The 14,332-nt window shown below is 55.7% G+C and carries 11 protein-coding genes, 1 tRNA gene and 1 pseudogene; 6 read left to right on the top strand and 7 right to left on the bottom strand.

Annotated elements, in window-relative coordinates:
- Nucleotides 1-319: 319 nt before the first annotated feature.
- The 3 genes and pseudogenes from ACZ495_RS06595 to ACZ495_RS06585 all read right to left on the bottom strand — a co-directional run bounded on the left by ACZ495_RS06595 (nt 320) and on the right by ACZ495_RS06585 (nt 1,668).
- On the bottom strand, nt 320-892 hold the full coding sequence (locus ACZ495_RS06595) for a P-loop nucleotide/nucleoside kinase family protein (protein ID WP_012624568.1): 573 nt from the start codon (nt 890-892) through the stop codon (nt 320-322).
- Between the two features lie 262 nt (nt 893-1,154).
- Nucleotides 1,155-1,326, bottom strand: a pseudogene (locus ACZ495_RS06590) (integrase); the annotation flags it as partial.
- Nucleotides 1,327-1,583: 257 nt separating this feature from the next.
- A tRNA-Leu gene (locus tag ACZ495_RS06585) sits at nt 1,584-1,668 on the bottom strand.
- A 118-nt stretch (nt 1,669-1,786) separates the two neighbouring features.
- Between ACZ495_RS06585 and ACZ495_RS06580 the strand changes: the two genes are divergently transcribed.
- From ACZ495_RS06580 to ACZ495_RS06555, 6 genes are all read left to right on the top strand, one after another.
- Nucleotides 1,787-2,842, top strand: a complete 1,056-nt coding sequence (locus tag ACZ495_RS06580; protein WP_012624570.1) for a DUF1786 domain-containing protein — start codon at nt 1,787-1,789, stop codon at nt 2,840-2,842.
- A gap of 85 nt (nt 2,843-2,927) precedes the next feature.
- Nucleotides 2,928-4,226, top strand: a complete 1,299-nt coding sequence (locus tag ACZ495_RS06575) for a phenylacetate--CoA ligase family protein (protein ID WP_012624571.1) — start codon at nt 2,928-2,930, stop codon at nt 4,224-4,226.
- Between the two features lie 13 nt (nt 4,227-4,239).
- The gene (locus ACZ495_RS06570) at nt 4,240-4,842 is read left to right on the top strand and encodes a DUF456 domain-containing protein (protein WP_012624572.1); all 603 of its coding nucleotides are present in this window, start codon (nt 4,240-4,242) and stop codon (nt 4,840-4,842) included.
- Nucleotide 4,843: 1 nt separating this feature from the next.
- On the top strand, nt 4,844-5,596 hold the full coding sequence (locus ACZ495_RS06565; protein WP_012624573.1) for an RNA methyltransferase: 753 nt from the start codon (nt 4,844-4,846) through the stop codon (nt 5,594-5,596).
- A 529-nt stretch (nt 5,597-6,125) separates the two neighbouring features.
- Nucleotides 6,126-8,156 carry a methyl-accepting chemotaxis protein gene (locus ACZ495_RS06560; protein WP_012624574.1) on the top strand — a complete coding sequence of 677 codons (2,031 nt, stop codon included), beginning with the start codon at nt 6,126-6,128 and terminating at the stop codon, nt 8,154-8,156.
- 732 nt (nt 8,157-8,888) lie between these two features.
- Nucleotides 8,889-10,916, top strand: coding sequence for a methyl-accepting chemotaxis protein (locus ACZ495_RS06555; RefSeq protein ID WP_012624577.1), 2,028 nt, complete (start codon nt 8,889-8,891; stop codon nt 10,914-10,916).
- A gap of 256 nt (nt 10,917-11,172) precedes the next feature.
- On the opposite strand, the gene ychF is transcribed toward ACZ495_RS06555, so the two are convergent.
- The 4 genes from ychF to ACZ495_RS06535 form a co-directional block, all read right to left on the bottom strand.
- A complete protein-coding gene (ychF, locus tag ACZ495_RS06550) occupies nt 11,173-12,276 on the bottom strand; it encodes a redox-regulated ATPase YchF (protein ID WP_012624578.1) in 1,104 nt (367 codons plus the stop codon).
- Between the two features lie 252 nt (nt 12,277-12,528).
- A complete protein-coding gene (locus ACZ495_RS06545) occupies nt 12,529-13,143 on the bottom strand; it encodes a FlgO family outer membrane protein (RefSeq protein ID WP_464262857.1) in 615 nt (204 codons plus the stop codon).
- A gap of 10 nt (nt 13,144-13,153) precedes the next feature.
- A complete protein-coding gene (locus tag ACZ495_RS06540; RefSeq protein WP_464262856.1) occupies nt 13,154-13,504 on the bottom strand; it encodes a hypothetical protein in 351 nt (116 codons plus the stop codon).
- A 15-nt stretch (nt 13,505-13,519) separates the two neighbouring features.
- Entirely contained in the window at nt 13,520-14,224 is a 705-nt protein-coding gene (locus ACZ495_RS06535) for a FlgO family outer membrane protein (protein ID WP_464262855.1), read from the bottom strand.
- Nucleotides 14,225-14,332: the final 108 nt, after the last annotated feature.

Raw genomic sequence — 14,332 nt, 5'->3', positions numbered from 1 at the left:
GTCAGCGTCAAAGGCAAGGACAAGATTGTTTCGGCAAAGGCTGTCTGAATTTTAGGTCGTGATTCAACGTCTTGAATGATGTTACAATCTCGCCAGTCCGTTTTGTCAACAGGGGGGAGAGGTGCGCCGCTGCTTTCGGGGGGGGCTTTTCGTGAAAGGCACATCTTTGAAAGGGGCATCCGGTAAACCAAGGTCCTCAGCGGAAACATTGCCTATATATTCGGGATGAAGCTTCTCACATTGCAATACATCTTCCAGTAAAAAATAGGAGCATTGATCATCGTGGATCAGACCAAGGCTAGGGGCAGGAAATTCGAGATCAGTTTTGTTTGCTCTCATTTTGGCCATGATCGAGAATGCCAGAAATATCGGTGACATGGATAGCATGCCCGCCAACTTCCTTAAATATTTCACTGACGGCCACATCAGCCTGTAGTTTTGCAGTATCTAAAACAATGCGTTCTCTATCCCAAGGCTCATACTTTTGATTAACAACACTTTGCCAATCGGGCAGAACATGGCCGGAAATGTCTGGCGACCGGCCTTCGACCCTTTCCTTATGTTGCTCCGTGTCCGAGCAGATGATTTCAATTTCCAGATAATCAACGCCCTCTTGAACGGCTATATCCCGCCATGCGTTACGGGTAATTCGTAATGGATTCACGGAGTCTGCCACAACCGAAAGCCCCAGACGTAGATTGTCCGCAGCTAAAGCATAACCGGCAATATACCCCGCTGGACCTAAATCCCATTGATTTTTTGCCAAGCCTGAACGAACAAGCGCCAGTTCCAAGCTGTCCATGCGTATGTATGCGGCGGAAAGTTTTTGAGCGACTTGGCGCGCTATTGTAGTTTTGCCAGTTCCCGGCAGGCCGCCGAATATTAATAGCAATTTTTGTCCTTATCGTTGAAGTGACCGGGTGTTACTCAGACGAATGCGTTATTCGCGGGCAACCAACTGTCCGTCCCCCTTTCTGAATTGCCGCAATATCCACTTCAGCAACGCCCGCCTTACAAATTCATTGAAAAGATCCTATGAGCGGAGCAGGTTCCGGTGGTCTAGCTTCCGTTATTCGCACCGCATGGGCCGTACTGTGCGGGATCTGTCGGGGCACCGTCCTTGTACACCCTGGCTTCCTTCCACACTAGTGAGCTTAAATGCTTTTGAGATGAACTAAATAATCTGCCATTCCTGCATCATGCGGCGGCGCTCCGGCAAATATTCGGCATGATTGTAGCGGCCCGAATGGCGTTTTTCTCGCCGTGGGCAAGCTGGGCTTCAATTACGTCTGCTCTGTATCCTTGCTCGTTGAGTAGGGTATTGCTCCGCCGCTGGGGGTACCAGAAGTTTAGGCAGGGCAGGGGAGAGAAAATGGTGGGAATATCAGCCAGGAACAAGGCTTTCGCGTGTTGGGGGTATCGCGGAAGGCAATATTCTTTTCTCTGCCTTACTACCCCCAAAATACCCCCAGAAATGGGGTATGTCAACGAACCCTCGCGAATTGAAACGGAAGCTCAGAAAACAAAAAATCCGCTTGGCTATTGGCCTTGCGGACTTTTGCGAACTTCTTTGGAAGTCTTTATGGTGCCGAGGGCGGGACTCGAACCCGCACGAGAATTCTCACTACCCCCTCAAGATAGCGTGTCTACCAGTTCCACCACCTCGGCGCGAAAAAATGAATTAGCGTATTGTGCTGGTCTTGGCAAGCATTTTTTTAAAAAAATTGTCGGGGCTTGCGCTTACGTCGTGTTGCGAGTAACTTCAGGCGCTCACTGGAGACTGCCAATGGACGAAAACGTACATAAATTTTTGCGTCGCACAGGCCCTGTGCTGTGCCTTGATATCGGCAGCGGTACTCAGGACGCACTCCTGGCCCGGCCCGGGCTTGAATGTGAAAACTGGCCGCGCTTTGTATTGCCGTCGCCAGCCCGCATGGTTGCCCAGCGCATCCGCGAACTGACCCTGCTGCGACATGACTTGTGGCTGCATGGCAGCAATATGGGCGGCGGCTTCAGCCAGGCCATCAAGGAGCACCTGGCCGCCGGATTCAAGGTGTGGGCTACTCCGGCCGCTTCGCGCGGCATCCACGACAGTGAGGATGTGGTGCGCGCCATGGGGGTGGAGTTTTGTGCCACCTGTCCCGTGGGCTGCGTTCCCGTTTTTCTGTCGGACTACGGACCGGACTTCTGGGCCGGGCTGTTGCGCATTTCCGGTCTGCCGCAACCGCACATGGTGCTTGCGGCCGCTCAGGATCACGGCCATCATGTAGGGGGCAACCGGCAGGGCAGGATGCTCATGTGGAACCGGCTTCTTGCCGAATCTGCGGATCCGGCATCCTGGATTTATTCCACGCCGCCCCCATCGCTTACCCGGTTGCAACCTCTGCATGACAAAACCGGTGGCCCTGTGGCCGATACAGGGGCCAGTGCCCTGCTTGGCGCGCTGTGTGACAGCGAGGTCATGAACCGCAGCTACCGTGAGGGCATAACCGTCATAAATGTGGGCAACGGGCATACTGTGGCGGCTCTTGTGTACAAAGGGCTGGTGCGCGGCATTTACGAGCATCATACGGGCATGCGCAACCTGGAGCAGTTGCTGGCTGATCTGGAACAGTTCCGCAAGCATTGGCTGCCCGCTGAAGAAGTGCAGGCCACGGGCGGGCACGGCACGGCCTTTGGTCCATACTGTGAAGAGGCCGGAGGCTATGAGCCTACGTTTATCACAGGGCCAAGGCGCGCCTTGCTGCAAGGCCACGGGCGTTTTTTGGCTCCGCATGGCGACATGATGCTGGCCGGCAGCCTGGGATTGCTGTGGGGCTGGGCGCGTACGCATGCCGATTGATCTGCAGGCGCAACCTGCGGCCTGATCCGGTCCGGAGGCTGACCTCCGGAAGTTTTGACAATGCTCCAGTAAGGTGAGGAGAGGCATGGAAGTTTTTGATCCAGCGGAACTGTGGAGCCGGGAGCGCATAGAGGAAACCCAGCTTGTCCGGCTGAAAAATATGGTCGCTCAGGCCCGTAAGTGTGATTTTTACCGGCAGCGCCTCGACGAGGCGGGAATCGGGCCGGACTCTTTGCACAGCCTTGATGACCTGCGCCGCATCCCCTTCACCACCAAAGACGATCTGCGTACCCAGTATCCCACCGGCATGCTTTGCGTGCCTCAGGCTGAAATTGTGCGTATGCACTGCTCAAGCGGCACTACCGGGTCGCCCGTAGCCATCTGTCACACGCAGAACGATATCAATTCCTGGGCCGACCTTATGGCGCGCTGCATGCACATGGTGGGCGTGCGCCGTGAGGACGTATTTCAGAATATGTCCGGTTACGGTCTGTTCACGGGCGGTTTGGGCATCCATTTCGGGGCCGAACGCCTGGGCTGCCTGACCATCCCCGCCGGGGCGGGAAACTCGCGCCGCCAGATCAAGCTGGCCAAGGACTTTCGCACCACTGTGGCGCATATTCTGCCTTCCTATGCGCTCATTCTTGGCGAACACCTGCGCAATATGGGTGAAGACCCGCGTGAATTCCCCTTGCGCATCGCTCTTGTGGGCGCGGAGCCGTATACTGAAGAATTCCGCCGTCGTATTGAAAGCCTTTTTGATATGAAGGCGTATAACTCCTACGGGCTTTCCGAAATGAACGGGCCGGGCGTGGCCTTTGAATGCCTTGAGCAGGCCGGCATGCACCTGTGGGAAGACGCCTATATTCCTGAAATTGTCGATCCGGAAACAGGCCAGCCTGTACCCGAGGGCCAGGTGGGCGAGTTGGTCATGACCTGTCTCTGCCGCCAGGGGATGCCCATTCTGCGCTATCGTACCCGCGACCTTACCCGTTTTCTGCCCGGAGTATGCGGCTGTGGGCGCATGCACCGCCGCATGGACCGTATCCTCGGCCGCGCGGATGACATGTTTATCATCAAGGGCGTCAATGTTTACCCCATGCAGGTCGAGCAGGTCATCATGACCTTCCCTGAAGTGGGGCAGAGCTATCTTATCCTGCTGGAGAACGATGGTATCGGCGATGTCATGCGGGTGCAGGTGGAAGTGCGCGACGAATTCTTTGTGGAAGACATGCGCGTTCTGCAAAGCCTGCAGAAAACTATTGCCCAGCGCCTGCGTGATGAAATCCTCATCACGCCCAGGGTAGAGCTTGTGCAGAGCAACAGCCTGCCGCGCGCCGAAGGCAAGGCCGTTCGCCTGCAAGACATGCGCGAAAAAAAATAATACCGGAAACTGTATGGATTTTTTGCCATTTCCCCTTGCCAGTCTGCTGGCGGGCGCATTCATCACCTTGCTGGGCTTCGTGCTTTTGCTCAACGTCTTCGGGCTGCCCGCCAACTGGGTGCTGCTGGGACTTGTGGCCCTGTGGAAGATGGCGCATCCCGCTTCGGACGCAATGAACGTCTGGTTCTGGGTCATGATGATAGCTCTGGCCCTTGTGGGCGAAGCGCTGGAACTGGGCATGCAGATAGTCAAGGCCAAGCGGTATGGCTCAAGTTCGTCAGGCACATTCGCGGGCATGATCGGGGCCATTGCCGGAGCCATTTTACTGGCGCCGCTGTTTTTTGGCCTCGGGGCACTCATTGGCGCGGTGGCTGGCGCATGGACCGGCTGTTTTATTATGGAAATGCTCAAGGGCCGCCCCTTGGGCGAAGCGCTGGATGCGGCCTTTGGGGCTATGATGGGGCGCTTTTTGGGCACAGTGTGCAAGTGCGGTGTTGGCGGGGCCATGCTGGCTCTGGCGGCAAGCCGTATCTGGCCTCAAGTGCCGGCGCAAACACTGCCGGTGGCCTCCGATCCGCTGCAACTGGTGCTGGCCCTGATCGGAGGCGTGTGCTGATATGGCTTCTCTGCTTGACGGGTTGGATATTGTTCTGGTCAAAACACGTTTTCCTGAAAATATCGGTATGGCTGCGCGGGCTTGCGTCAATATGGGCTGTTCATCGCTGTCTCTTGTGGATCCCGAGCGGTGGGACAAGGAGAAGGCTCGCCCGCTTGCCACGCCCAAAGGGCAGGATCTGCTGGATGACGTAAAGGTCTATGCTGACCTGCCGGAAGCCGTAGCTCCCGTAACCCTTGTGGTAGGAACCACAGCGCGGGTGGGGGGCTGGCGTCAATCCCTGCTCTCGCCGGGGCGTGCCGCTGCGGACGTGGCGGAGGCCCTGGCGCACGGCGAAAGGGTGGCCCTTGTTTTTGGCCCGGAAGACCGGGGCCTGAACAATGAAGAAATAACCCATTGCCATAAGCTTGTGACCATACCAACGGACCCTGCGGCCAGTTCGCTTAACCTTGCGCAGGCCGTGTTGCTGCTTTTATATGAATGCGCCGATGCCCTGCGCAACAGACCGGGAAAAGACGCCGGAAATGCAGAAAAAAAACATCCCGGCGGGGGCAGGCAGGTAACGGCGGCAGAGCAGGAGCGTCTGATGGAATCCCTGAAAGACATGCTGCTGCGTCTCGATTACCTGCATGGCGATAATCCTGATTATTTTATCATGCCCTGGCGGCGGCTCTTTAGCAGGGCCGGTTTACGGCGTCATGAGTATGACGCGTTGATGGGCCTGTGCCGTCAGGTGCGCCACAAGCTGGGCTGACCCGCAGGTGCCGCACTGTCCAATATTTTGCCCGCTGACGCTCGTCAGCGGGCTTTTGTTTTGTGGGGGGCAGCCCGGGCACTGCAACGTAATCCGCCCTGACCGGAGAGCGTGCATCGCAGCGGATGTGTCGGGTAATCTGTGCCGCCCGGTGTTCTCGTCATGTTCGTGGTTTGCAGGTAATTGCCGGCAAACCGCATTTTTGTTTTTTGCCGGTTATATGAAGACTGCAATATTTTTGTTCAATTTTTTATCTATCCTTTTGACTCCGGCAATAATGCAATTTATAGTCTTGCCTAAATAATTATCTCAGTCATCCGATATGCTGTTAAAATGCTCCGTGCATCAGGATGATTGATGATATCTGACAAAATATGTCAGATATCTGATATATCAACGTGTTTTATACATATATTTAAATAAGGAGTTGTCCTTGTAACAATCTTTATTCTGCAGCGTGTATCTCCAGCGTGTTTTTATAGAGGCAATGAACATATTTTCAATGTGCCGTAAGCATGAGGAGTGGCAGATGCGTTTGAGCCTTACCCACAAATATGTCGGATCTCTGTTTTCAGCTCTCATTACCTGCTGTGCCGTTGTTCTGTTTGTATCCATCTATTATATGAAAAAGCCGATAGATGAAGAACTGAGCAACAGCATACATCGCATGCAGAATATCGTTCACTCCGCCAATGAGATGACCATACAGCGTTTTGCCCAGAACGCCGCCTTCATTGCCACCAACGACCGGTTGGCCCGGGCCATGGCCTATAAGGATCACGATGAGGTATTTACCCTTGCTGAAAAGGCCATGAAGATGGCCGGATCGGACTTTATGTCTGTAACAGACGCCCAGGGGATCGTTATTGCGCGTGGGCATTCCAAAAGCAAATTCGGCGACAGTATCGCCAAACAGGAAACAGTTGCCAAAGCCATGCAGGGAGTTCCGGCGCAGGCTGTGGTGACCGGGCCGCTCAATCCATTTACGTTACGCGCATCGCAGCCGGTTCTTTATGAAGGGCAGCTGGTGGGAACCATCTCCATTGGCGTATCGCTTACCGCTCCTGATTATCTTGACTGGCTGAGCCAGCTTGCCGGGGCTGCGGTCACCATTTTCAAGGGTGATACGCGCGTCATGACAACCATTGTTTCTGACAGCAAGCGTGCCGTGGGTACAAAACTGGAGGCGCCGGATGTCATCGACGCCGTACTTGAGCGTGGCGAGACGGTTTTTGTGCAAAATACCATTCTTGGTGTTCCGTATCAGTCTGCATACTGGCCGGTGAAGGCTGCCGATGGCAAGATTGTGGGCATGTGGTTTACGGGAGCGCCAATTGGTGAACTGAAAAAACTTGAAAATGAGGCCATTGTCACGGCCGTCAGTGTGGCTGCTGCTTTGCTGCTGGTACAGCTGGGCATTTCAGTTTTTGTCGGCTTGCGTGTAAGCGCGCCGGTTCGTAAAATAACCAGTTATGCGCTTGAGGTGGCCGACGGCAAGCAGGACAGTGTACTCACGGTACGCGGCTCTGATGATATGGGTATGCTCGCCGATGCCTTGCGCAGCATGGAAAAAAATTTGCGAACACTGGTGTTTGAGGCGGCGGAAAAAGCCAGAGAAGCCGAAAAGTGTGGCGAAGAATGCAAGCTGGCGATGAATGAGGCAGAGCAGGCCAAGGCAAAGGCGGAGCAGGCCAGGTGCGACGGCATGTCAAGCGCGGCAGCGCGCATCGAAGAGGTTGCCGTCAAACTCGGCAATTCGGTTTCGGATATTGCCGAGCAGGTGGAAAATACCGATGTCGCCTTGAGCCGGGCTGTGTCCAGACTTGCTGAAATAGCTTCGGCTATGGAAGAAATGAACTCCACCGTGCTTGCAGTTGCCCGCAATGCTGGCGGCGCTGCAGATATTTCAGATGCGGCGCGCAATCTGGCAGAAACGGGTTCCAGCGTGGTTTCGCAGGCCGTATCCAGCATCCAGCAGGTACAGCAGCAATCGCTGGGCCTCAAGGGCGGCATGACCCTGCTCGATGAGCACGCCAGGGCCATCAGCCGTATCATGAGCGTCATTTCCGACATTGCCGACCAGACAAACCTGCTGGCCCTCAACGCGGCCATTGAAGCTGCCCGCGCAGGCGATGCCGGCCGAGGATTTGCCGTTGTGGCCGACGAGGTGCGCAAGCTGGCAGAAAAAACCATGACGTCTACTACGGATGTGGGCGATGCCATCCGTGCTATCCAGTCCAGCGCAGCGCAAAGCATTCAGCAGGTAGATGAAGCCGTGAACAATATCTCTGTAGCTACAGAATATTCCAATAAGTCCGGCCAATCACTACAAGAAATCGTGGGCATGGTGGACAAGACCGCTGACGAGGTGCGCGCCATTGCCACTGCCAGCGAGCAGCAGTCAGCCGTGAGCGACGAGATCAACAAGTCCATCAGCGACGTAAACTACCTGACCGGAAACACCTCTGAGTCCATGAAGGTGGCTCTGCGTGAGCTTGATGAACTGCGTCATCAGACACAGAGCCTTATGGATCTGGTGGAAGCCCTGAAAAAATCCTGACCAGCGCCTGGCTTCGGCGGGCCATGAGAGATGCCGCAATTCCGGAACAAGGAATTGCGGCATCTCTGTTTTTCCCCGGCATGCCAGCAAAACGTCAATCTTTCTGGGATGGGGCCGGGCAGTCACAACCACCTGACCAGCGTTGCCGTGGCTATGGAGCTGAAGCAAAGAGTACACGCGGAGCGGGCAGTTCTATGCAGCGGCCGGTTCTCCCATAAGTGATGCAGGTGGCGATGCTGCAAGAGCTGCCGGGCAGGTCTGCCGGCATGGTTGTGGGGCCATGAAATATCCGGCGCAAAGATTTTTTTTCACAATATATGGTGTTCCTGTTGTTTTATAATACGCTTATATAATTATAGTTTATTTTTATTCTGAATAATTGTTGAATATAATATGTAAACATTTTTGAATTAAATGCTTAATATTTTGTATTTATTGATAAAAAATTTTTAATAAATATGTACGTATTAGCTTGTGTGAAATCTTGGTTTGCTTTCTGCTCTATTTGTTTTTAAATTCGTGCCGAACAATATAGTAATACTGAATATGCCCGCCGTGTTGTTTATAAAATCAATGGCGGGTTTTTGAGATGTGCTGATAGCAGCGTCAAGGCTGGGGGCCTTTACGTGGATATTGCTCTTTTTTGTAAAAAAAACTCTGCCATGTGGCAGAGGACAGCGTTTTGTGAATCATATATATTTATAAAATAACTTTTTGTTGCAAGGAGGGGGCATGCGCATAACGCTCACGCACAAGTATGTGGGTTCGCTATTCGGCGCTCTGATTACCTGCTGTGGGGTAGTGTTGTTTGTTTCCATCTATTTTATGAAGGTCCCCATTGAAGATGAGCTGGATAAGGGCATCCGCCGCATGCAGAATATCATTCTGGAGGCCAACGAGGTCACCAGCAAGCGCTTTGCGCAAAGCGCCGCCCTTATTGCCAGCGACAGCAGCATGATACAGGCCATTGCGCACAAGGATCATGCGCTGGCCCGAGAGTTGGGCGAAAAAAGCATGAAAATGGCCGGGTCGGACTTCATGACCATTACTGATGAGTCCGGCAAGGTCATCGCCCGTGGTCACTCCGATAAATACGGCGACAGTGTGACCAATCAGGAAACCGTGGTTATTGCCCTCAAGGGGCAGCCCGCAGCGGCTGTTGTGGCAGGCACCATTGTGCCGTTCACAATCCGGGCCAGTCAGCCTGTGGTTTATGAGGGGCGGGTAGTGGGGTCCATTTCCATCGGCACCTCTCTGGTCACCCCTGCCTATCTTGACTGGCTCAAGCAGCTTTCGGGAGTTAACGTCACCATTTTCAAGGGCGATACCCGGGTGATGACCACGATCGTGAATGACGGGCAGCGGGCTGTGGGCACAAAGCTGCAATCGCCGGAAATTATCGACGCCGTGCTGAAAAAGGGAGAGGTTTACTACACCCACAACACCATTCTTGGGGTAGACTACAACTCTGCTTACTGGCCGGTCAAAGACGCTAATAACCAGATCATCGGCATGTGGTTTGTGGGCATGCCCATGAGCGACCTGCAAAAGCTTGAGCACGAAGCAGTGGACAAGGCCATTCTGGTGGCCTGTGGCCTGCTTGTGGTGCAGCTTACCCTGTCGGTGATTCTGGGGTTGCGTGTCAGCGCGCCGGTGGGCAAGATCACCCGCTACGCCCTTGGCGTGGCCGAAGGCAAGAAAGACCTCACCCTTGATGTTTACAGCAAGGACGATATGGGCCAACTGGCCAATGCCTTGCGCCATATGGAAGAAAACCTGCGCCGCCTGGTTCAGGATGCAAGTGAAAAGGCCGAACAGGCACGCCTGATGGGCGAAGAAGCGCAGCAGGCTATGGAAGAGGCCAAGCAGGCCCAGGCCCAGGCTGAAATTGCCAGGCGTGAAGGCATGATAAGCGCTGCGGGCCAGATAGAGGGCGTGGTTGAACGCCTTAATGCTTCCATAAACGACATTGCTGAACAGGTGGACAATACCGGCGGCGCGTTGAGCCACGCCGTGGCCAGGCTGGCGGAAACCGCGACAGCTATGGAAGAAATGAATTCCACCGTGCTTGAGGTTGCCAAAAATGCCGGCGGCGCTGCGGATGTTTCGGCCTCGGCCAAGCTCAAGGCCCAGGCAGGCTCCGAAGTGGTATACAAGGCCGTGGACGGCATACAGGAAGTGCAGCGCCAGTCCCTGGCTCTCAAGGATGGCATGACCCAGCTTGACGAGCATGCCAGGGCCATTAACCAGATCATGAGCGTCATTTCCGACATTGCCGACCAGACCAACCTGCTGGCGCTCAACGCGGCCATTGAAGCGGCCCGTGCGGGTGACGCCGGCAGGGGATTTGCCGTTGTGGCCGACGAGGTACGCAAGCTGGCAGAAAAAACCATGGCTTCAACCACAGATGTGGGCAATGCCATTCGCGCCATCCAGCAAAGCGCCTCGCAGAGCATTCAGGAAGTGGAGCTGGCCGTGCACAACATCGCCTCCGCCACAGACTTTTCCAACAAGTCCGGCGAAGCGTTGCAGGAAATCGTGGGCATGGTGGATCAGACCGCGGACGAAGTGCGCGCCATTGCCACCGCCAGCGAGCAGCAGTCCGCTACCAGCGAAGAGATCAACAGGTCCATCGCTGATGTGAACCACATTGCCGCCACAACCTCTGAATCCATGCAGCTGGCCATGACCGAGCTTGAAGCCCTGCGCAAGCAGGCCCACAGCCTGGTAGAACTGATTGAACACATGAAAAAAGCCTAACGGCGTCAGGGGCCATGCGGCCTCATAAAAAAGATGCGAGCGCCCCCTCCGTTTGTGCGGAAGGGGCGCTCATTTTTTCTGTACAGGCGGGGCGCTTTTCAGAACCACAGTGGTCCGTGATTCTTGCCGGACCGAAAGCGCCCGGTAATCCGGGCAATTTCTACCCTGCTGCCATGCCTGGTGGCTGGGGTACACAAACTCCCGCAGCGCAGGCCCCATGTGCGGACAGTCAGGACACTTCAGACAAGCAGCTGCGCTACACGTTGAAAAGAAAATGCATGACATCCCCATCCTTGACCACATATTCTTTGCCTTCCACACGCAGCACGCCGCTGGCGCGGCAGGCGGCCTCGTTTTCGTGGCTCATGTAGTCCTGGTAAGAGATGACCTCGGCACGGATGAAGCCGCGTTCAAAGTCCGTATGAATGACCCCGGCAGCCTGGGGGGCCTTCCAGCCCTTGTGAATGGTCCAGGCCCGCACTTCCTGGGGGCCGACCGTAAAGTAGCTGCAAAGGCCCAGTGTTTCGTAGCCGGTGCGGATGATGCGCACAAGGCCGCTTTCGGTAATGCCGTACGACGAAAGCATTTCGGCCTGTTCGGCATCGGACAACCCCTGCAGTTCTTCTTCGAGCTTGGCGCAAATACAGGCAAAGCCTGCGTTGCGCCCGGCAGCAAAGTTTTTGAGGGTTTCCACAAAGGCGTTGCCCTCGGCCACGGCGTTTTCATCCACGTTAGCGCAGTAGATAACGGGCTTGGCTGTCAGAAGACCCAGTTCACGCCACGAAGCCAGAAAGGCCTCGTTGCCTTCCGGCAGGGCAAATTCGCGGGCGGCCTTGCCGTCATTCAGGTGCGTCTGCAGGGTCTGCATCACTTCGGCAGCTGCCTTGGCGTCCTTGTTGCCCTTGGACATCTTTTGCAGACGTTCAAGGCGTTTTTCAACACTTTGCAGGTCGGCCAGCAAAAGCTCCGTCTCAATGGTGTCCACATCACGCAGGGGATCAACGCCACCGTCAACGTGGGTGATGTTTTCATCCTCAAAGCAGCGTACCACATGAACTATGGCCGCGCATTCGCGGATGTTGCCCAAAAACTGGTTACCAAGGCCTTCACCCTTGCTGGCTCCCCGCACAAGACCGGCAATGTCGATAAAATCCACACTGGCGTTGATGGTTTTTTGTGGTTTTGCCTTGTTTGTCAGATCCTGCAGGCGCGTGTCCGGCACGGCCACCGTAGCCTTGTTTGGCTCGATGGTGCAGAAGGGGTAATTGGCGGCCTGGGCGTTCTGGGCCTTGGTAAGGGCATTGAAAAGAGTGGACTTGCCCACGTTGGGCAGACCGACGATACCTATGCTGAGGGCCATGCTTTCTCCTGAATTGTCACCAGTCAAGACCTGGCGGGCGTCCGGGCCGCACACGCGCGGCTGCTCCGGAGGGGGCCGGGTCGGTGTCCATACTGAGCTACCGTCATGAAGCCGCACTATCAGCAGGCAACCTTACGGCAGGGGCTGGCGCGGCGGCGAAAGATTTCAGCGGGCCTTGCCAACAAGTCGAGGCCCGGCGCATGCGCCGGGCCGGGCTTGTTATAGACAGAACGGGCCGCCAAGGCAAGAAGCTTACTGCAGGCGGGTATTCACCGATGGCATGACGCCGCCCCTGCCGCCGGGCGTGGGGTCGCGCAACAGTGGCAGCAGATCTTCGGTGATGGGGATCGTGCCGGAACCCATAGCCAGCACTTCGTTGCTGGTGGTGTGGATAAGCCGGATATTGAAGCGCACCTGCTCGCCGCTGACCACGTAGGTTCCTGCCATTATGGCCTGGCTTGTGCCGATTTTGCTGGCAAGGCGGTTGACGTCGCGCGTAAGGATGAATTCGCCTTTCTTTTTGTCAAAATAGATGTCGCGCCCCTTGCGCAGTTCCTGAAAACGGTAGCCCGCGTTGATAAGCCAGCGCGACACTTCTTCCATCATCTGTCGTGCCAGGGGTGAGGCCTCATTGAGGTCATTGAGGTTGGCGGGGGTTGTACCCATGATCATTATATTGGCGCGGGCTACGGCCTGTTGTTCTTTTTTGCTTTCGGCCGGGTCAGTTCTCGCGTAGCGCATCATGAGCTGTTCGTCGATCTGTCTGGCTATTTTTGTAGCCGCCGTGGGCACGTTGCCTGCGGCAGCGGCGGTCAGCGGCAGCAGAAGGGCAGCCATGACAAGAATTATAACAATATAGAGCCTCATGACACAATCCTTAGCGCATGGTGCGCAGCAAAAGTTCAATACCGCCCATTTCTCTTTCAATAACCTCCAGTTCCGCGGCAGAGCGGCAGGTGGAAAGAGCCTGGGCATAGGATTGCCGGGCCAGTTCATACCGGCCCTGGTCGCGGTAGGCACGGGCCTGTTTCAGATATTTGGCGCTGATGTTCGGCCCCTGGTCTGCTGATTTTTTGGGCTGCGCCGCGGGTTTTTCCGAAGCGCGCTCATAGGTCGAGAGATTCTGGGCCGTGGCCCGCGCGCCGTCCGGGTGCACCGCAAAAAACGGCCCTGCCACCAGGGCGGCAAGTGTAATTCCAAAAATACGCAAGCTACAAGTAAAACGCATGGCTGCTTTCCGGCATTATTTGCCCTGTTTGATGGCTACGTTGCCGCTGCTGATGGAACTGGCCGGTGTGTAGAGTGAGGGATACAGGCTTCCGCGCTGTCCGGAAGGCTTGGAGGCCGAAGCTGTGGACACGCTTGCACTCTGTGCCGGTGGCGCGGATTTCGGCGCAGGGGGATCTGTTTTGCCCATACGCGCCACAATGGGCGTATTGACCAGTACAAGCTGCCCCGTGCGCATGACAAGGCCGTCGGTGGCCCGCACAAGACGGGCGTTGACGAAGGTGGCGTCCTTGTCCACATAATAGGTTCCCACAACCAGCGCCGCCCATTTCTGCCCGACGGGGATGACCGCATTTTCAATCAGGGCCAGGTCGTCGCGTCCGCCGACAACGGCAATATTGCCCGTCAGGCGGTATTCGCGTGCGGGAAAGCCCCGCTGGTTGAATTCGTAAAACATGGCTTCGCCCATGAGCCTTCCCAGCGGAGAGCTGCGCGATGTGCTGTTTTCATCCACAAAGGATGTGGGCATGGCCACAAAGCCCTGCAGGGCGTCATTGGGCACTGTAGCGAGCATCTGGTCTGCCAGTTCGCGAAATTTGAGCTTCAGCTCCACGGCATCTACGTAGCCGGGATCATTGGCTGAAGGCGGCGCTTTGGAGCAGCCGGGCATCAGGGGCAGCGCAAGGGCGCAGATGAGTATAAAACGCAATAAACCGTGCATGGCAACCTCAGGTAGTGTTCTGTCATACTTATCGGCCCCCGTCCGGTAAACTTCAGTGCGGGGGTGAAAAATCGGGCGCCTGCCCGTCCCGGTGCAAAAAAATATGCA

Source organism: Desulfovibrio sp. GTC20076, assembly GCF_055385905.1.
Note: the sequence above shows the minus strand (reverse complement) of the source record. Positions and strands in the feature narration are given on the sequence as shown.